Genomic DNA, 18,778 nt, shown 5'->3' with positions numbered 1-18,778 from the left:
CATTGCATGAGGCCGAACGGGCGATGCGTGACAGTGCCCAGCAGGGCCCGGCGAAGTTGTGCATCGCCGCGCCGCCGACCATCGCGCGATAGGGGAACAGCTATCGTCTCACCATCAGTTACATCGCCGAACGCCTGTTAATCCAGACGAGCCTGGGGTGTTATTTGCCTAGGATCTACTCGCAACTCGATCAGCGCCGCGACGCCCGCCTTCTGCGCCCGTTGGAAGGCTGCCGGGAAATCTTCGCTGCGTTCGACCCGCTCGGCATGAGCACCGAAGGATTTGGCAAGGGCGATGAAATCGGGGTTGGTCAATTCGGTGGCCGACACACGTCCCGGATACTCGCGCTCCTGATGCATGCGAATGGTCGCGAGCATGCCGTTATTCACCACGATGACTACCAGGGGCGCGTTGAACTGCATCGCCGTGGCCAACTCTTGCGGGTACATCATGAAGCAGCCATCGCCAGCAAAGCAGATGACAGTGCGCTGCGGATTTTTCAATTTAGCGGCGATGGCGGCCGGGAAACCATAACCCATGGCGCCGTTGGTGGGCGCCAGTTCGGTGGCCGGTTGGCGATAGCGATAGAAGCGATGGACCCAGACGGTGTAGTTGCCCGCGCCATTGCTGATCACCGCGTCGTCAGGCAGCACTTCGTTCAGGTGGGCGATGACCGAGCCCATGTCGACACCCTTCAGTTGGGGATGTGGCAGCGGCGGGGTGGAGTGCTCCATGTAGTCGGCGTGGGCCGATTCGGTCCAGGTTTTCCAGGCGTCGCTGACCACGGGTGTGAGGTCGGCAACCGCTGCGGCGAACGTGCTCAAGGCCGAGTTGATCGGTAATGTCGCGCGGTATACGCGATTCAGTTCCTCAGGGTCGGGATGCACATGGATCAGTGGCTGCTTCGGCGTTGGGCTCTCGATCAGCGTATAGCCTGCCGAGACCGTCTCGCTCAGGCGAGAACCAATGACCAACAGTAAATCGGCATTTTTCACGCGCTCGATGAGTTTGGGCGATGTGCCTAAACCGACTTGGCCGACGTAATGCGGGTCGCGGTTATCGAACAGGTCCTGGCGTCGGAAGGAAGCCGCGACCGGCAAGTTGTTAGCGTGTACGAAGCGTTTCAAGGCTTGGCTGGCGTCAGCGTCCCAGCCCGTTCCGCCAACGATCACCAATGGTTGTTTGGCAGCGGCAAGCATGTTGCGCAGCTCATCGAGTGCCTCAGGATCGGGCGCAGCGCGCGCGATGCGTACAGGCTTGGCATCGCTCACCACGGCCGAACCGAACAGGATTTCTTCTGGCAGGGCGATCACCACCGGCCCCGGACGACCGGACATAGCGATGCTGAACGCTTTGCTGACGATCTCGGGAATGCGTTCGATGCTGTCGATTTCGGTCGCCCACTTTGCCAGACCGCCAAACATCTGCGTGTAGTCCACTTCTTGAAACGCTTCGCGCCCCTTGAAGCCGCCCTCGATCTGGCCGATGAATAAAATCATCGGCGTCGAGTCCTGTTTCGCCGTGTGTACGCCATTGCTGGCATGGGTCGCGCCGGGGCCTCGGGTGACGAAGCAGATGCCGGGGCGACCGGTCAATTTGCCATAGGCATCGGCCATGTTCGAAGCCGCGCCTTCGTGGCGGGTGACGATGGTACGAATCGAGGATGCGTCGTGTAGCGCGTCCAGCACCGGCAGATAGCTTTCGCCGGGGACGCAATAGATTGTGTCGACGGCGTTGCTGATCAGTGCCTGGACGAGAATTTTGCCGCCATTACGCAGTTGCTTGGGATCAGACATGGATTTCGAGTTCCTTGTTACGGGTTTCCGGCAGAAAGAGCGCGACGATGAACACCAACACATACGAGCACGCAGCCCAGACACCGATGGATGAGACCAGACCGAACGAAGCGCTGATCAGGCCGACACTTGCGGGCACCAAAGCGCCCATACCTCTGCCAAAATTGTAGGAAAAGCCGCCAGCAGTGCCACGAATATGTGCCGGGAACAGCTCAGTAAAACAGGCGCCCATTCCCGAGACGATGCTGCGGCCGCTTCAAAGGCTGCTGATTCGTTGATATTACGGCGCATCCACAGCACCAGAAAGCCCGGCATCTGGACGTCCATCGCATCCAACGCCCAGCCCATGAAACACGCCCAAAAGGTTCGTTTTTGACTGGGCGCCATACCTCCGTACCACGACTGCATACTCAACCCCATTGCGATGTTGCGCTGTTGTTATTGGAATCTGGATCGACGCTCTCCAGGGTGGGGCGTCGTGGGTCGAGTATGTGAGGGAATGCCGCGCAGGCTAATAGCGCCGGGTGCGTAGCAGGTATGGCGCGGGAACTGGGTAGGAAATCTTCTTCGCTTTAGAACCTTGTCCGGCGACCTGGCGCGCAGCGGCAGTAAAACCTGTGTGCACGGTCTGCCTGTCACACCGCATGCACAGGTTTACGACGAGTTCCCCGCCGGTCGCGGGACAAGCACGGCTCCTACATGGAGATGCCGAACCAGGGTTCAGGGCCAAAATGTCCTGTAGGGGCGAGGCTTGCCCTAATGCCAGCCCGCAAAGTCGATGGCCAGGCTCAGAGATCTACAAAATGTCCTGGCCTCTTCGCGAGCAAGCCTCGCCCCAGCGAGATGTTGAACCGGCCCTTACTGCTGGACCGCGCTATACCCTTCAAATGCTGTCTGCTGCACAATCGCCGTCACGATATTCTTGCGTGTGGCTGGCTGCTCATTGCCGTCTTTATCCATAAACACATCGCTTTGTAGCTCGGCCTCGTCGCCTTCACCCACGAACGAGAATCCGAGGAACTCATACGCTTCACGGTCCACATACGGCTTGGAGCGTGGGTTGCGCAGAGGCAGGGTAACGCTGTTGCCGTCCTTGCTGACGACGAAGACTTCGATGTCTTTCTTGCTGCGGGCAGTTTTGCCTTTGCCGGGGTTCGGATTGCTGACGGCCTGATGGGTCTGGTTCAGCACCCTCAGCGCCAGGCTGTAGACCAACTCTTGAAACGATGGGTCGTCCTTGTAGCAGGACAAAATCCGGCTGATCGGGAATTTTGTGCTGAGGTCTTCCAGCGCCGCCATGTCAGACGCTTCAGCGTCCTTGAGCTGCTTGAGTTCACCCATCAGGTCGTAGGCTTTGTCATCATCGAATTGATCATGCGCCTGACGAATGGCAACCCGAAGCTCACGGATCTGGTCGCTTTCCTTGGCGGTCTGGAAGGCGTCGAGCACCATCTCGCTGACGATTTTCGCCTGCGGCACATGCTGTGAAAGATTGATGGCGTTCTCGTATTCCCGCTTGGAGGATAAGGACGTCACGGTTGCATCGGTATTGGAATCAGGCATTGGAAATTCACTACTTCATTAACTGGGGTTGAGGCGCGAAAGCAATTGGGCGTTTCGAGGGGGCTTAATCTATTGGACCCGAGCGGCGTTGTCACGGGGCAGGATTTTGAGTTGCTTGGTAAGTCAACTGGCGTTGCGCCACCGGGCGGACCACAACCGAGTAGTGCTGCTAAAGCGTCTCGGTAGGAGGCTATAGGGTGTACTATCGGGCGCAAGTCAATCAGATATCAGTCAGCCATGTCCACGCCAAGCGAAGATAGCAGTCAGATCGTAGCTTCTCTGGCGCATCGCATTGCTCCCAATGCCGACATTGCGAAGATCGCCGGGGCTATCGTTTCAATATTGCAGGATATCGACGCCGCCCTGACGCCCATTATCGGTCAGCAAGGGGTTGCCGCGTTGTACCGGCGTAGCCTCCAACTGTGCGCTTCCACTTATCCGCGTCTAGCTGGCACCTATGACAGTGTGCAATCCACCATGGATCTGACGGCTTTGACATCCGTACTCGTTGAGCAAAGCGAAGCCGATGCGTTATTTTTTGGTGAGGTGTTGCTGACCACCCTCTATAAGTTACTGATCACGCTGATCGGGTCTTCACTCACCACACGTTTGCTTCGTGACGTGTGGGAACCTCCTTTGAGCGACACCCCTTCGCAGGAAAATTCGCAATGAGCACCAAAGTGACTATCAACCGCTTGGCCACCGGCGTGCCAGGACTGGACGAGGTGCTGGGTGGAGGTTTACCGGAGTTTTCGTTCAATCTGATTGCCGGTCCACCGGGCTGCGGCAAGACTACCCTTGCACATCAGATGATGTTTGCCTTGGCGACGCCCGAGCGCCCGGCGCTGTTCTTCACCGTACTGGGCGAGCCGCCGCTGAAGATGCTGCGTTACCAGCAGCAGTTCGACTTTTTCGACAGCGATGCGATAAACCAATCAATCCGCTATATCAACCTGGCCGACGATACCCTGGCCGGTAATCTGGACGAAGTGCTGCGACGCATTGTCAGCGAGGTCGAGGCGCACTCTCCGTCACTGGTGTTCGTCGATTCGTTCCGCTCCGTGGTGCTCGCCAGTCAGACTGAAGACAACCCGAACAACAACCTGCCGCAGTTCGTTCAGCAACTGGGCATGTTGATGACCACTTGGCAGGCGACGACTTTCCTGATCGGCGAATACTTCACCGAAACTGACACCAACCCTATTTTTACCGTGGCCGATGGCCTGATCTGGCTGCGGCAGAGCGTTGAGCGCAACTCCATGGTGCGCAAGATGGAAATCATGAAGATGCGCGGCCAGCCGACGCTGCCAGGGTTGCACACCTTCCGCATCGCGACGTCAGGGATCAAGGTGTTTGCACCCGCAGCGGTCAACCCGGTTGAAGCGCCGCTCAAGCGCCCCGCCAAACGCCTGAAAATGGGCGTACCGCAGCTCGACGAGATGCTCGGTGGCGGCTTGCCTCGCGGGTATTCCTTGTTGGTGGCTGGGCCGTCTGGCTCTGGCAAAAGCATTCTGGCAGCGACCTTCCTCGCCGAGGGTGCGCGCAATGGTGAAACTGGTGTGATCGCGGTGTTCGAGCAACGACCGAATCATTTGCAAAACGCTACTCTCGCTGACTTGATCCAGAGCGGCCAGGTTGGTCTGGTGGACAGTCGGGCGCCTGACCTGTCGATCGATGAAATCGTCCAGCTGCTACTGGCCGAGATCACTCGACTCAACGCCAGCCGCGTGGTCATCGACTCGCTGTCGGGGTTCGAATTGGCATTGGCGCCGACTTTTCGTGATGACTTTCGCGAGTCGTTGTCGCGCATGGTCACTGCACTGACCAGCGCCGGAGTCAGCGTATTGATGACCTCGGAACTGGAAGACCGCTACACCGATCTGCGTTTCAGTCCTTACGGCACGGCGTTTCTGACCGATGCAATCATCGTTCAGCGATACATTGAAGTGCAGAGCCGCTTGTTGCGCATCATGGCCGTGGTCAAGGTACGGGCAAGCGCCCATTCCGACGAATTGCGCCTTTATCGCATCGATGATAAAGGTTTGCAGATCGGCGACATGTTGCCAGACCAGGAAGGTTTGCTGGGGGGGCGGCCAACCCGTCGGGACACAGGAATCGACAATGCGTGAGTCAAGGTCATGAGCCAGGCCGATGGCGGGAACGAGGACGCGAAGGCTACTGCCGCTCGCGAACTGTTCCTGCTCGGCCAGAAAACCGTTGAGGCGAGATCAGTGTTGGCAGCACTGCAAAAAGAGTTGAACGAAGCCAGCAACCGGCTCGTTGACAGCCAGCAAATCGAGCAACTCGTCGAGGCTAATCAACAATTGGTATTGGCGATTCTTTTGGCGCAAGCCCAAGCGCAAAAGCCCAAGTACACACAAGAGGAACAACGCCTGTATCTGGAGATGCGTGAGGCCAATGAGCAACTGGTGATCGCGGCCCTCAGTGCGCAGGATCTGCAGGCTTCAGCCGAGCGCATGCTGGAACAACAGCGAAACACGCTCACCCTGGTGGCTCACGAATTGCGCAACCCGCTGACGCCCATCAGCATGATTGCAGGCCGGCTGGTTCGAGTGTCCAGTGATGAACTGCCGCGGATGCAAGCCTTGATCGAGGATCAGGTAAAGCATATGTCGAGGCTGGTCGACGATTTGCTGGATGTCTCCCGTGCAAGCACCGGCAAGCTGCGTCTTGATTGCCGTACCGTGGATATGGTCCAGATAATCCATCAAGCCATTGAAGTCTGCAGCCCGGTAATGATAGCCCGTCATCTGCACTTTACGGCCGAACTGCCCGGATGTGAGTTAGCGGTGAATGGCGATCCGGTACGCCTGACTCAGATCCTTGGCAATCTGCTGGGCAACGCCGCCAAGTTCACGCCCTCGGGCGGCAATGTAACGCTCTCGGTCACCGCAGACGCTTACGTGTTGCGGATTAGCGTCTGCGACGATGGCATTGGTATTTCTGCCAAGGCACTGCCGTTTATCTTCGACCCGTTCGTACAAGACGTTCACGCGGTTGGTTTCAACGGCGCGGGCTTGGGCATTGGTCTGACAGTCGTTCGCGAGTTGGTCGAAGCCCATGGCGGCACAGTGATCGGTTTGAGCGAGGGCGATGGCAAGGGAAGTGAGTTCGTGGTGACTTTACCGTTGGCGAACGATCATAACCTTCCAGCTTCCCGAGAAGACGACCAGATACAGGCAGGTCAGAACTAGTCGAGCTTGCTTGAGGTTATTTAGAGACTGCAGCGCGCATCCGCAAACCATGCAGATGAATCAACGCTCTGCCGGTTATCGTCGGTAAGTCCGCTTGACGGGGCCGTGGTCGAAACCGGCATCCCCTTCGATTACCGCCGGAGTGGTTATGCCGTTTGGGATGCCGTGCTGAAATACCGCGTGGACGATCACTGGACCGTCACCCTCAATGTCTACAGGGCATTTATCTAACGAGCGGTGGCGTTTGGGTCATAACCACGACTCCACAATACGGCGGTCCAGCTCCTCCTGATCAGCCATGCCCAATACCCTTGTGGTATTGAGGCCACGCAGATAGCCCCTGAGCTGATGTGCGGATGCGCGCAGGTCGTCGGCGAGGGCATTGTCGTTGTGAAGCGTTTCCTCGTAGAGAGATAGGTACTCGGTCACTCGATCACGGTATTCCGGCAGCACTGCTTCGCGGATCAGGTCAAAGGTTCGCAGCTTCTGATGGGTGTTCACGGTGTCACCTTGAGCGAGATTGTAATTGGTTGTTTTGGTTTGGGAGGATCAGGCTTTAATGTATCGCGTTGGGTGAGCGGCGTCAGGCATTAAACCTGACGCTCACCTCCTGGCGCCTTTAAGAGCACCACCAATGCCCCGAGCACCGACAGTGCAAGCGCCGCAGCGCCAGCCGGATGCACCGAAGCCACCCCCGCTACGATGGCAGATGCCAGCCGCGCAATGACAATCGCACCACCGCAATCCCTTTGGAACCCCTGGGCGTTCACCACTACACCGAGGGGTAAACCCAGTGCAAAAGTGGTGTCATGGACACCGTCTTTCAGACGTTGAAATAGTCGGATTGATCAAGGTCTGTCAGCAGGTCTGGCCCGTTCGGGGTCCAGCCAAGTAACGCTCGGGTGTGGGCGCTGGACACGGCCATATCAGCCCCGGCCATCGTGGCAAACCAGCCAAAGTGCGCCGGCTCCCTGGACTCCACCGGCAAGCCAAGTCGACGGCCAATGACCTCGGCGATGGCTTTGAACGGCACGGCTTCGTCCGCAACCGCGTGATAGGCCGGCACGGTAGCGCCTTGTTCGAGGATCAACCGATAGACCCTCGCGGCATCGGTTCTATATACGCCGGACCAGCAGTTTTGTCCGTCGCCGATGTAAGCCGATACGCCCGTCTCTCGCGCCAGCCGGATCAGGATGGGCAAAAAACCATGGTCGCCTAACCCATGAACCGACGGCGCAAGTCGTACGGTCACTGCACGAATGCCGCGCTCGGCCAAGGCCCTGGCCGCGGCTTCGGACTTGCGTGGGGATGCCGCATTGGGCTGATCGGCCTCGGTCGCACCCCGGGCCAGTCCAGACAACCCAGAGGTGACAAGCAGTGGGCAATCGGAGCCTTTCAAGGCGCTTTCCAACGCCTCGATCACTCGACGGTCTTGCTCGCAGTTCTCGGCAAATTTTGAGAAGTCATGATTAAACGCGGTGTGGATGACCGCGTCTGCCGTCCAGGCTGCACGGCGTAGTACGTCCAGGTCATCAAGCGAAGCGCGCAGCACGTTCGCGCCCGTGGTTGCCAGCGCTTGCGCCTTGTCCTCGGAACGAGCCAGCCCTGTTACCAGGTAACCGGCGTTAATCAAGTCTTTTACCACCTCGGAGCCGACCCAACCGGTGGCCCCAGTCACAAACACGTGCATGGATTGAATCCTCAATTGATGGGTATTAGTTCAGGCGCATTGACAGTTCGACGTCGTCGCCTAAAGGCACCGACAGGTAACCGTTTTCCGGCGAGCGAACGTAGGCCAGGTAATCAGGGCAATAATCGGTGTTGTCTGCTACCACCAATGCGCCTGGCTTGAAGTGGTCTTCGACCAGACTTAGCACATCGCCATAAAGGGCTTTGGCACCGTCAAGCAGTAGCAGATCGACGGCGTCAGGCAGGTCCGTCGCCAGGGTGACAAGTGCATCGCCCTCGCGGATGTCCACCAAGTCGCTCACGCCTCCTTCAATCAGGTGTTCGCGCGCCAAGGCAATCTTCGACGATTCGAATTCACTGCTGATCAGCACACCGCCACCATTGTCACGCAGGGCAGCAGCCAGGTGCAAAGTAGACAGCCCGAACGAGGTGCCGAACTCGATAATTGCCCGCGCTTTTGTGCTGCGCGCCAGCATGTACAGCAGCTTGCCGGTATCGCGTGACACCGGTAGCCACAGGTCTTTCAACAGCCCGTAGAATTCCAGGTAATCAGTCTTGCTGCGCATGAGGCGTTCACGTTCATCGTCTGAGATCGTGTTGAATACCGGGCTCGTGGCAGCGCTGGCATGTGCGTACAGGCGTTCAATAAGCGGCGCCATCGGTAGCGCAGTAAGAGTGTTCATGATTGCTTCCCGTTGAAGGTTGAGGGGCTGACGACGCAGGACTAAGATGCGACTAATTCGTCGCATAAAATTATGCGAGCAGTTCGTCACATTCGCTATTCGCGTTAGCACCGACGCAGGAATGCTCCATGACTCATCGCCAGGTCCCGCAGATTTCCTCACGTAAACAGCCCAAACAGGCCCGATCAACAGAGCTGGTGGCGACCATCCTTGAAGCGGCTATTCAGGTTTTGGCCAATGAGGGTGCCACCCGTTTCACCACTGCCCGCGTCGCGGAACGGGCAGGCGTCAGCGTCGGCTCGGTGTATCAGTACTTCCCCAACAAGGCCGCCATCCTGTTTCGGCTCCAGAGCGATGAGTGGCAGCGAACCACGCAAATGCTCTGCGGGACCCTTAATGACGAGAGTAAGCCCCCGCTTGAACGGCTTCGCACGTTCGTGCATGCCTTCATTCACTCGGAGTGCGAAGAAGCCCAGATGCGGATCGCACTGAGCGATGCTGCGCCGCTTTACCGTAACGCACCCCAAGCGCATGAGGTTCGGGCGGCTGGAGAACAGATTTTTAAAAGTTTCATGCTTGAATTACTTCCTGAGGTACAAGAAGCAACCCGGGCTGTTGCCTGCGACTTAATTTCCACGACCTTCAGTTCGGTGGGAAAAGACTTTTCGGGAAGTCCTCGTACTGCTGCACAAATCACTGCCTACGCCGACGCGATGACAGATATGTTCAGCGCATACGTTGGCGTGCTTGAAGTTACTCATGCATCTGCTCCATTACCCATCTGAAGTTCAAGAGCCTGGCGCACCAACCCAATCACATAGGGTAGATCGTCGAGTGAGTCCAACAGCACTGAGACATCGCCATTGCCCCAGCGACCGAGCCCGGTAACGTCCTGACACAAGCCCTTAGGATCGTGAATCTGCGCAAACTCCATATTTAGCGCTATTCGAAGGCGACCGACCTGAGGCACCACGTCGACAAAGTTGGTTTCTGCCTTATACGCCACGTACAGCTTCAAAAACTCTTCACTCACGCATGGATCCAACGCCAACACCGAAGTCCGGAATGCCTCGAACAGCTCCAGACTCTTCCCGCTATGAAGCTGCGGGTGATCTTCAATGCTGTACCCCGTGCCTTGGGATTTTTGCTGATAGTGAGAAAGAACCTCGTCCTCTAGCAGCGGGGCGGGCCACACCTCCAAGGCGTTGTTGGCTAGGCGTTCTGCCCGAGCCTTGATCTGAATTTCATTCCAGTGGGGCAAGGTTCTCAGATCAGCATTGAGCCTGAGCGGGCTGTCGCGAAAGCCGCCGGGCATGTCGCGCTTCTCGCTAAAGGGCTTGTCACTGTATGCGCTGTAAATGGCCGGTTTTCGCCTGGTCGCCTTGCAGGAACCGGAGCACCCGCAAAGTCCTGTGCCGCTCATTGTTGTTGGTAGCTCAGGGAGACCGTCCCCTTCAATGACACGCGTAGCCTTGGGTGGTCACCCTCTTGGCTTGACCCACCCTAGACAAACGCTATTGATGGGCTAGCGTAAAGCTTTAGATCCAATCAAAACGTGGCCATGAAGCCCATGAAAACATTGCCTAAAAACTACAAAGGCCAGACATTTTTTAAAATGTTGGTCTTTTGGTTTGTGTCTTTCCTGGCGGCTTATCTCGTTTCTGACATTTACTATCAGAGCTACAAGGGTGGCGAAGCGAGTGAACCGTACATTGAGATGAAAAATATTGTGGCCGGTGCGTGGCGTCCCTCTTTATCGCACTTCACAGATTTCCCCACATTTTTCACCACGTGCCACAACCCTTTACATATTAAAGACCTTTGCGATCAACCCACTCAGTTGGAGGATAACCAATCCGTCGTTAGCGCTAAAGAAACCAAGGAGCATCCTCAGCCCCCGCGCGATCAGACCTACTTCCAAATTCTCAATGTCATCCTGATATCCCTCTTGTGGTTCAGATGCTTCATCGCTACCGGCCATTACAGCCTGTGGCGTGAAACATCCGCAAAAAAAGAACGCAGAAGAGACAAATTCAAACGTTGGTTCGAATCAAAATTCATTCGTACGACATTGATCTGTCTGTCTTTACTGCCAGCCATGATTTTTATGTTATCGATGACTGAAGCTTATCAACCTGCTGTGTTCGTCATGGCAATGGTGGCGATATTCGTGGCAGCAGAACATTACGGCGGCTTGCAAGAAACCGAGAAGAAACTTGACGAAGATGTGGACAAGCTGACAGACAAGCTTGAAACACTACTCAATGCGGACGGTCTGGAGGCATGGAAAGAAACGTTATATGAGGACTATCGAAAAGCTGAAAACCGCATTGACGCCATTATTCGTCATTTCGACATAGATGAAAGCTGGTGGAAACTTGATAAGGATCCTTGGAGTGCCTACATAAAGGCGTCTAGGAAAAAAAAGAGTAACACCTTGCTTTATGCGCTTGGCTCGGGAAGTTCAACGGCATCTGTCCAGTTTGTGTCCGATATAGATATCCCTACATTCAACGCAGACCCGGACGAACAATTGCACTACTTCAGAGCGTTGCTGGGCCTGGCCTGGCAGTTGGTGGTGTTGTTCGAGGCGCGCAATATGCGTGATGATCGTTCACCGCCAGATGACAAAGCCAAGGAAAAATACCTGCGCATCAAGATAGCTCCGGCCCCCTTCTGGATGCATGTCGTCGACAATCAAGTCAACCAGATCATCGAGCGAGTGCCTATCAACCAATCGACGGTGCGTAAATTATCCAGTGATTCGGATACAACGGATGAAAAGCACCCGCTGAGAGACTGGACTCGCCGGAACATCAGACGCACCGCGCACCGGGGTGGCCTGGGCGAAGAGTATGTGTGTTCAGCGCTCAGCCTGGCCGCCATCCACAACAAGATTCCTGACTATGCGGAACTGAGCGGTGACACATTGACGCTCCTGCTGAACTCACTGGGCATGAATGTCTATTTGAACAGTGGTCTCGATTTTAGAATAAACAACGACGACAAAACAAAGACGTCAACAGAGTGCCGGGAGCAACGTTTGTGTAAAGCGATATTCAGTCGTTTTCTGGAAAATTACTGCAAGACCGGCATAGCCCTTGAGGGTAGAGGTAGCACCGCCCATCGACGGGTAAGTGATCTCTTCAAGGAGACACTCTAATGAACGTCGAACTTGATATTAAGACAATCCAGACCTTCTGGCTGTACATACAACATGCCCAGGACAATGTTCTTCAAGCGATGAAGTCACCATCGCTTCAGCTACCTTTATCCGCGACGGGTGCTCCTATTCTCGGTCAGCCTCTAACGAATGCAAACACTATTACCTGGCTATTGGAGTTTTGCGAATTATTGATGAAAAAGAGTACCGGCGTACGTGAGTTTGCCAGACTCTTTAGAGATGCCAAACTTGACACCACGGCCAAGCTCGACGACGACCAAACATTAATTGATCGCGCCGATGAAATTTTCATGGAACACCTGACCGCCATCTGGCTAGCACTTTATTTTTACGGGGTCCCATTTTGCCACCCATGGGAAATGGTCAGGCGAATGTCAGAAGACAAAGGCGGATTGCCATCCGGCGCCTGTCTGATTAAAGCAATGGGTGATGTTTACCGGACTGAGCGCCAGTCACTCTGCCGCAGTGAACGTCATCTGGTTGATGAGCAAGTGGATGCCGTTCAGGTTTTGGTGCTGACGCGCTTTCCCTCTGTCATACATCCTGATTCTCTGAGCCGCTCGCTCGACAAGTACACGCCCTTGGCGGCTCACGTTCTCGGACGCTGTTATGCATTTCTTCAATTGCGTCTTTATATTGACCAAAAACTCCCCATTCGTTATTTGGTGCCCAAGAGCACACTCAAAGACAGTTGGACATTGATCAACGGCAGTCGTACCACACCAGATATCGCAACATCCGAAATCAAGGAATGGCTGACTAAAATCAATATCGACCCCCTAAATAAACAAAAAATTGAACTGCTGGAGGACGTTGCCCTGTCGCGCGGTGTACCTACTTGTATTTTGGGTCGCAAGAATGGAGTGCTCACGTTAGGTACTATGCCCGGGAACGCGTTATCCGGCGGCAACTTGTTGTTCAAAGGGCTTTTAGACTCCTATCGAACTCGGCTTAACACTATCGCGCAAAGCAGCTGCGGACAGTTGATCACCGTGGATAACCTACCTGGACTGCTGGCAACGCTATAACTACCGATTTTCTCCTGCACGCGTATCGAGGCGACATGCGCCGGCCGTTGTCTGTCCTTGGCAAAAGCCGGGAGGCATTACTGCGGCTGAAAGGTTTGCAGGTAAGCCAGCAGGTTTTCGATTTTTTCCGGATCGCTGAGCCCCCAGAAAATCATGCGGGTGCCGGGGACCACTTGTTTGGGCGCTTCGAGGTAGGCGGTCAGTGTTTCGCGGGTCCAGACGATACCGGCAGATTTCATTGCGTCGGAATACTGGTAATCCGTGGTGCTGCCGGAATGCCGGCCAAAGATGCCGTTGAGTTGCGGACCAAATGAACTCCGTGCTGACTCCCCAACCTGATGGCAACCCCCACAGAGTCGTTTGAACAGTGTCGCACCCGCTTCAGCGTCACCGGCCGCGTGTGCCTGGACGCTGAACACACCTGCAGTGAGCAGCAAGGTGGCAGTGAGTACGGCGGCTTTCTTCATGTTCTGTTCCCACTCTTTTATGGCCAGGCTTGATTGAATCAATGTCGGCCCGGTTGAAACTTCTTCCGGTAAGCCGCTGGCAGCAAGCCTACTCGCTGGCGGAAAAGTCTACGCAAAGAATCGCCATCTTAGTAGCCCACGGCATACGTGATGCTGTCCTGGGGCATTCGGGTGGTTTCCAGCAACTGTTTGGCCTTCTCCAATCGCAGCGTTTGCACGTAGGTGAAGCGTGTACAACCTGGTGATCGGGCGCAATTGTTTGAGAGCCTCGATTGCTTGATTAGCAAGCGGGACCAAGTGCTCAAGACCCTTTCGCTCAACGGGACCGTCCATAGTCTTTGTTTAAGTCGAACTCAGGCCATTGTGCTTCTCGCAGCTCAATGGGGCGAACTGCCAGCAGCGTCAGCAGTGATTTTGCTATGGGACCAGTGACGCCTTGCATCGGTGACCGCGCCATGACAAGAGGCGCGAACGATGTGTCCTAAGTGAATTACCAGAACGTACCGCGCAACGTCAGCATGTGGTTGCGCGGTTCGCCGTACCAGTTGGTGGCGGATGTTGATCCCACGGTGGAGTAATACGTTTTGTCGAAGATATTGTTAGCGTTATAGGTGACGGTCCAATGTTCGTCGACCTTGTATTCGGCCAGCGCATTCCAGATTGCATAACCCGCCTGTTCGAAGTCATAGGTATTGGTGGCGCCGTTGTTGGTCACCGTGCCGCTGTAGTAGTTGGAGCTTTGCAGGTTTACGCCGCCGCCCACTTTAAAGTCCGATAAAACTCCCGGCAGCTGATAGGTCGAGAACAGCTTGAACAAGTGCTTGGGCGTCTGGGTGCTCAGCAATGTCTTGGAACTCTTGTTGTGGTTTTGGTTATAGGTATAACCGGCCATCAACATCCAGTCAGGCATGATTTCACCCGACACTTCCATGTCGACGCCCTTACTCACCACTTCGCCGCTACCAATCCAGCAGCAGCTGCCGGAGAAGTCATAGTCGTTGGCAGGATAGGCTGGATCGCGCACGCCTTGGTTATCGCGCTTGGTGTAATACAGCGCGAAGTTGGTGTTGACGCTACCGCCGAACAACTCGCCTTTGAGACCGGTCTCATAGGTCTTGCCTTCCATGGCTTCGAGCGAGGAGCCTGAACCGGTCAGCAAACTTACCTGCGGTTTGTAGATTTCCGAATAGCTGCCGTAGACCGACCATTCATCATTGAGGTCATAAACCAGGCCGCCATAAGGTGTGACCTTGGTCGGTTCGCGCATGGAAATTTCCGACGAGGTTTTCCAGGTGCCCGCTGAAAGCGTCTTGTAGGTCTGGTCAAACTTGTAGCGTTGCACCCGCGCACCGAGGATCAAATGCAGCGGCTCGGCCAACTGCATGCGCAAGCTGCCATACAGACCGTACTGTTTCTGGTCATTGGGGCTGTAATCGCGAGTGTAGTTGGTGTTGTTTGGCGGCTCGGCGAACGGCGTGCTGTCCGGGTCGTAAGGGTTGATTGCGCCCCCCACCACTCGGGCAACCCCGAGCCAGCGACTGGTCACGTCCTGATAATCGGCGCCGACGACCAGATCGTGTTTCAGGCCAAACATGTCGAAGGTGCCGGACAGGTTGGTGTCCCACATGCGTTGCTGGTTTTCCTGTTTGGCAGTCGTACTGCTCCAGGACAACCCGGCTCCGGTCTCCTTGTTGACGCCCACACCGCTGACGGTAGTGGTTTTGAAGTAACCGACATCCCAGAGATCGGTATAGGAAACGTTGAGCTTCCAGTCATCTGAAAGTTTGTGGTCGATCTTGGCGAAAATCTCGCGGCCGGTGGTATCGGTATAACCCCAGTTTTGACCGAGGCTAGTGTGACGTGGCAGACCGATATCGGAGCCGTCGAGGTAGCGAGGTACAGAGTTTTGCGTGCCATTCTCATGGGCTTTGTTGTAGCGGATACCGGCGGTGAGCATGGTGTCATCGGTGATGTCAGCTTCGAGGACGCCATAGACGAACGGTTTTTCCGTGCTGCGGTTATCGATGAAATACTGCCTATCGGTGTTGGCTACCACCATACGGCCGCGCAGTTTGCCGTCGAAGGCGATCGGGCCGGTGAGATCCACTTCTTGGCGATAGTTGTCCCAGCTGCCCGCCGACGCGGTGAGTTTCAGCTGGTAGGTGTCCAGCGGGCGCTTGCGTACCATATTGACGATGCCGCCCGGATCACCGGTGCCGCCGAACAATGCCGCCGAGCCACGTAGCACTTCAATGTGGTCGAACTCGGCCAGATCGTAGACGTTGGACGAATAGAAGCTGCCCAGCGAACTCCCCAACGCCATCGGCGCGGCACCATCGAGCTGGAAGTTTTCGATCTTGAAGCCACGGGACAGAATGTCGAAGGTCCGATAGGTACTGTTCTGCACGGTAATGCCCGGCGTCATACGCAGTGCATCGTTGATATCGGTCAACTGCTGATCAGCCATCATTTGCTGGCTGATGATAGAAATCGACTGCGGTGTCTGGCGCAGGCTGGTCGGGGTTTTCGAGCCCACGCTGGTCAAACCGGTGGTGTAGGACTTGGAGTTCTCAGTCGCCTGACCCATGCCCTGGCCCTGGATGTTGGTCGCGCCAAGTTCGAGGGCTGCGCCCACATCAGGCTTTTTTTTCAGATACGCCCGGTTGTTCTCGCCCAGAATGAAACTCAGGCCCGTGCCCTTGAGCATTTGCTCCAGCGCCGAGAGAGGCGTGTATTGCCCTTGGACCGCGCTCGATGTAACGCCCCGCGTCAGGTCCGCATCGGCGAATAACTGGATGCCACTGTGAGCAGACCACTCCAGAATGGCAGCATCGAGCGGTTGCGTACCGATTGCGTAGTAGCTCGTAGCGGACTGAGACGCGGCATCCTGCTGGGCTGACGCAGACAGAGGAAGTGAGGCAACGCAGCCCATGGCGCTGGCCAGCAACAGCGGTTTTAGCCGGTCGATGAAGAGAGGGGCTGGAGTTAGGCGAGCAGGGTTAATGGACATGAGGTGCAGGTATCCGTAGTGATGGCGGTCTTACCGCAAATAAATCTTGTTTGCGGTTAAGGCTTAAGACGGATGAGGGGCAAACTACAATGACAAGGCTTTTCTTATTCGCGTATTTTTTTTACGTCAGCACCAATTAGCGTCAGCCAAGGGCCAACAGTGGTGACCTGTATCGGTAGAATAACTGCCAGGCTTTGCAGGGCGGCCATGGGTTGTTGGGCGTCGAAGGCGGCCGTGACAGACAGGGAATCGAGCGCATCGTCAGTAATCAACAGGCGCGACGAAGAGTGGGGCTGCAACTGATCGACAACCTCTGACAGCGGCGCACCTTTAAAGGCAAGGCGCTGCTGTCGCCAAGCCAGTTGCTGGTTCAGGTTCACGGCCAGTGGTTGAGAAATGCCCGTGCGGTCGTACCGTAGCGTCTGCCCTTGCTGCACGTCCACCTGTTGCCCATGCTGTTCCACACGCACGGCGTGTTCCGTAACCGTCACATCCACCTTATCGTCCTTGATCTTGACGTCGAACGCTGTGCCCAGCGCGCGGGTACTTCCGTCACTGGCTTCGACGATAAAGGGGCGCGAAGGATTGGCGGCCACCTTAAACCAAGCCTCGCCCTGATAAAGGAGGACCCGCCGTTCTCCGTCGCTGAACTTCACGTCAAGGGCTGTCTGAGGGGCGAGTTGGATGGATGAGCCGTCTTCTAGATTCCAGATACGGGTTTGGGCCACTGAGGTTCGATAATCAGCCCAAATAGACGGCGAGATATTCATCCCGCCCACCGTCAGTACTATCAGCGCTGCGCTAGCCCAGCCCATCCATTGAAACAACCTGCGAGGTTTTGGCTTTGCACGTCGAGACTCAACGAAAGCATCGGCGACAGTCCGCGAGGTACTCCAAACGTGTTGGGCGCGCTGCCACGCTTCATGGTGGGCGCGATCGTGCGCCAGCCACTCGTCGAACGCCTTTAGCTCGGCTTCGCTAACGCCAGCGTCTTGCAGGCGTATGCACCACTCCAGCGCTTGGTCGAGAGGCGTTTTAATGTCTTGTTGGGTCATACGCTGAACATCAGTCTGCAGTGAATGATCACTGAGTTTAACGGGGCCTTCATTCCATTGCCTGCTCGATTCGTTGCATGGCCTTGACCATTTGTGAAACGACCGTGCTTTTGGAGATGTTCAACTGTTCAGCTATCTCCTGATGGTTGAGGCCTTCGACACGGCAGAGAATAAAAATATGACGGCAACGCGGTGGCAGGTGGGCAACCACGTGTACAAGTCTCTGCAACTCATTATTGAATTGGGCCGAGTTGGCCGGATCAATGCCTTGTGCCGGAACCTGTTCTACGATCTCTTGTGCAGCCTGCACCTCAATCCCCATCGCCTGGCGACGGCGAATGTCTGTTCCAAGATTCTTGGCAATGCGGAATACATACGCACGCGGATTGCCAATATGTTCACTCAGTTTGCGACTGGCGACCCTTAGCCAGGTTTCCTGGGTGATGTCTTCTGCCAAATTGACACTGCCAAATTCACGGATCAGGTAAGACTGCAGGGCCTCGCGGTTCTCGATGAACACAGCTAATAGATTTTCGCGATCTTGAGACATCGCCCAACATCCTGTAGCGCCATAAACAGCTAAGCACCTTAACTCAAATGATAATTATTCTCTATTGTTTTGGGAGCGGTAACAGGAAAATCGGGGGGCTTGTAGGAGGAGTAGGCGTGCCTCATATTTTTTCAGCGAATTACGCCGGAGTAGGCTTTGACCTTGCCCCTGATTCAGGTGCTAGGTTGGCTCGTGTTGTATCGGAGAGGGGGCGGCGTTGGATGTCGCAGCGCTTCATCCGTGTATGCCTCCAGTTCAATTTTTATTGAAGCAGACATAGGGGCATACACGATGTGAAGGATGTCGGTAGACCAGGATGGACATTCAGAAACAAGAAAGCCCGCACAGGGCGGGCTTCTTGAGGTGATTTAGAGACTGCTGTAGACATCTGTAAATCGGTACTTGGTGGCTACACAGGGACTTGAACCCCGGACCCCAGCATTATGAATGCTATGCTCTAACCAACTGAGCTATGTAGCCAAGTGGCGCGCATTATTCGCTTAGATTGAAGATGTGTCAAGCGTGCGTGTAAAGAATT

17 protein-coding genes, 1 tRNA gene and 3 pseudogenes are annotated in these 18,778 nt (G+C 55.6%); 7 read left to right on the top strand and 14 right to left on the bottom strand.

Going from position 1 to position 18,778, the window contains the following annotated elements; all coding sequences use genetic code 11:
• Nucleotides 1-137 precede the first annotated feature (137 nt).
• The 3 genes from VGC62_RS16140 to VGC62_RS16130 form a co-directional block, all read right to left on the bottom strand.
• Nucleotides 138-1,796 carry a thiamine pyrophosphate-binding protein gene (locus tag VGC62_RS16140; protein ID WP_331188081.1) on the bottom strand — a complete coding sequence of 553 codons (1,659 nt, stop codon included), beginning with the start codon at nt 1,794-1,796 and terminating at the stop codon, nt 138-140.
• Nucleotides 1,789-2,028, bottom strand: coding sequence for an MFS transporter (locus VGC62_RS16135; protein WP_331188080.1), 240 nt, complete (start codon nt 2,026-2,028; stop codon nt 1,789-1,791). The genes VGC62_RS16140 and VGC62_RS16135 overlap by 8 nt, the downstream gene beginning before the upstream one ends.
• Nucleotides 2,029-2,654: 626 nt before the next feature.
• Entirely contained in the window at nt 2,655-3,359 is a 705-nt protein-coding gene (locus VGC62_RS16130; protein ID WP_331188079.1) for a hypothetical protein, read from the bottom strand.
• A gap of 237 nt (nt 3,360-3,596) precedes the next feature.
• On the opposite strand from VGC62_RS16130, the gene VGC62_RS16125 reads away from it, so the two are divergent.
• From VGC62_RS16125 to VGC62_RS16115, 3 genes are read left to right on the top strand one after another with little or no spacing between them, the layout of a single operon-like run.
• Nucleotides 3,597-4,031: a hypothetical protein gene (locus VGC62_RS16125; RefSeq protein ID WP_331188078.1), complete on the top strand. Its 435-nt coding sequence runs from the start codon at nt 3,597-3,599 to the stop codon at nt 4,029-4,031.
• Entirely contained in the window at nt 4,028-5,488 is a 1,461-nt protein-coding gene (locus VGC62_RS16120; RefSeq protein WP_331188077.1) for an ATPase domain-containing protein, read from the top strand. Before VGC62_RS16125 ends, VGC62_RS16120 begins: the two co-directional genes overlap by 4 nt.
• A gap of 9 nt (nt 5,489-5,497) precedes the next feature.
• Nucleotides 5,498-6,574 (top strand): HAMP domain-containing sensor histidine kinase, encoded by a 1,077-nt coding sequence (locus tag VGC62_RS16115; RefSeq protein WP_331188076.1) that lies wholly within the window; start codon nt 5,498-5,500, stop codon nt 6,572-6,574.
• A gap of 249 nt (nt 6,575-6,823) precedes the next feature.
• Here the strand turns inward: VGC62_RS16115 and VGC62_RS16110 are convergent, their stop codons facing one another.
• The 3 genes from VGC62_RS16110 to VGC62_RS16100 form a co-directional block, all read right to left on the bottom strand.
• Nucleotides 6,824-7,075: a hypothetical protein gene (locus tag VGC62_RS16110; protein WP_331188075.1), complete on the bottom strand. Its 252-nt coding sequence runs from the start codon at nt 7,073-7,075 to the stop codon at nt 6,824-6,826.
• Nucleotides 7,076-7,397: 322 nt separating this feature from the next.
• The gene (locus VGC62_RS16105) at nt 7,398-8,264 is read right to left on the bottom strand and encodes an SDR family oxidoreductase (RefSeq protein WP_331188074.1); all 867 of its coding nucleotides are present in this window, start codon (nt 8,262-8,264) and stop codon (nt 7,398-7,400) included.
• A 25-nt stretch (nt 8,265-8,289) separates the two neighbouring features.
• Nucleotides 8,290-8,946 (bottom strand): O-methyltransferase, encoded by a 657-nt coding sequence (locus VGC62_RS16100; RefSeq protein ID WP_331188073.1) that lies wholly within the window; start codon nt 8,944-8,946, stop codon nt 8,290-8,292.
• Nucleotides 8,947-9,074: 128 nt separating this feature from the next.
• Between VGC62_RS16100 and VGC62_RS16095 the strand changes: the two genes are divergently transcribed.
• Nucleotides 9,075-9,731: a TetR family transcriptional regulator gene (locus VGC62_RS16095; RefSeq protein WP_331188072.1), complete on the top strand. Its 657-nt coding sequence runs from the start codon at nt 9,075-9,077 to the stop codon at nt 9,729-9,731.
• On the opposite strand, the gene VGC62_RS16090 is transcribed toward VGC62_RS16095, so the two are convergent.
• Nucleotides 9,704-10,306, bottom strand: coding sequence for a DUF5655 domain-containing protein (locus tag VGC62_RS16090; RefSeq protein WP_414705811.1), 603 nt, complete (start codon nt 10,304-10,306; stop codon nt 9,704-9,706). The genes VGC62_RS16095 and VGC62_RS16090 overlap by 28 nt on opposite strands.
• Here VGC62_RS16090 and VGC62_RS27755 point away from each other — a divergent pair.
• The 3 genes and pseudogenes from VGC62_RS27755 to VGC62_RS16075 all read left to right on the top strand — a co-directional run.
• Nucleotides 10,305-10,407 (top strand): annotated as a pseudogene (locus VGC62_RS27755) (class I SAM-dependent methyltransferase); the annotation flags it as partial. The gene VGC62_RS16090 and the pseudogene VGC62_RS27755 overlap by 2 nt on opposite strands.
• A gap of 109 nt (nt 10,408-10,516) precedes the next feature.
• Complete coding sequence (locus VGC62_RS16080) at nt 10,517-12,109, top strand: hypothetical protein (protein WP_331188070.1); 1,593 nt, start codon at nt 10,517-10,519, stop codon at nt 12,107-12,109.
• Nucleotides 12,109-13,158 (top strand): hypothetical protein, encoded by a 1,050-nt coding sequence (locus VGC62_RS16075; protein WP_331188069.1) that lies wholly within the window; start codon nt 12,109-12,111, stop codon nt 13,156-13,158. Before VGC62_RS16080 ends, VGC62_RS16075 begins: the two co-directional genes overlap by 1 nt.
• A 77-nt stretch (nt 13,159-13,235) precedes the next feature.
• Here VGC62_RS16075 and VGC62_RS16070 read toward each other — a convergent pair whose 3' ends face one another.
• The 7 genes and pseudogenes from VGC62_RS16070 to VGC62_RS16040 all read right to left on the bottom strand — a co-directional run bounded on the left by VGC62_RS16070 (nt 13,236) and on the right by VGC62_RS16040 (nt 18,720).
• Nucleotides 13,236-13,625 carry a cytochrome c family protein gene (locus VGC62_RS16070; RefSeq protein ID WP_331188068.1) on the bottom strand — a complete coding sequence of 130 codons (390 nt, stop codon included), beginning with the start codon at nt 13,623-13,625 and terminating at the stop codon, nt 13,236-13,238.
• 38 nt (nt 13,626-13,663) lie between these two features.
• Nucleotides 13,664-13,864: pseudogene (locus tag VGC62_RS16065) on the bottom strand (helix-turn-helix domain-containing protein); the annotation flags it as partial.
• A pseudogene (locus VGC62_RS16060) lies at nt 13,851-14,034 on the bottom strand (integrase); the annotation flags it as partial. The pseudogenes VGC62_RS16065 and VGC62_RS16060, both read right to left, overlap by 14 nt.
• 81 nt (nt 14,035-14,115) lie before the next feature.
• On the bottom strand, nt 14,116-16,635 hold the full coding sequence (locus VGC62_RS16055; RefSeq protein ID WP_331188067.1) for a TonB-dependent siderophore receptor: 2,520 nt from the start codon (nt 16,633-16,635) through the stop codon (nt 14,116-14,118).
• Between the two features lie 104 nt (nt 16,636-16,739).
• Nucleotides 16,740-17,690, bottom strand: coding sequence for a FecR family protein (locus tag VGC62_RS16050; protein WP_331188066.1), 951 nt, complete (start codon nt 17,688-17,690; stop codon nt 16,740-16,742).
• A 49-nt stretch (nt 17,691-17,739) separates the two neighbouring features.
• Nucleotides 17,740-18,240, bottom strand: a complete 501-nt coding sequence (locus VGC62_RS16045) for an RNA polymerase sigma factor (protein ID WP_331188065.1) — start codon at nt 18,238-18,240, stop codon at nt 17,740-17,742.
• A gap of 403 nt (nt 18,241-18,643) precedes the next feature.
• Nucleotides 18,644-18,720, bottom strand: a tRNA-Met gene (locus VGC62_RS16040).
• Nucleotides 18,721-18,778 lie beyond the last annotated feature (58 nt).

The organism is Pseudomonas sp. (assembly GCF_036404235.1).
In the GTDB taxonomy this organism is placed as follows: domain Bacteria; phylum Pseudomonadota; class Gammaproteobacteria; order Pseudomonadales; family Pseudomonadaceae; genus Aquipseudomonas.
Note: the sequence above shows the minus strand (reverse complement) of the source record. Positions and strands in the feature narration are given on the sequence as shown.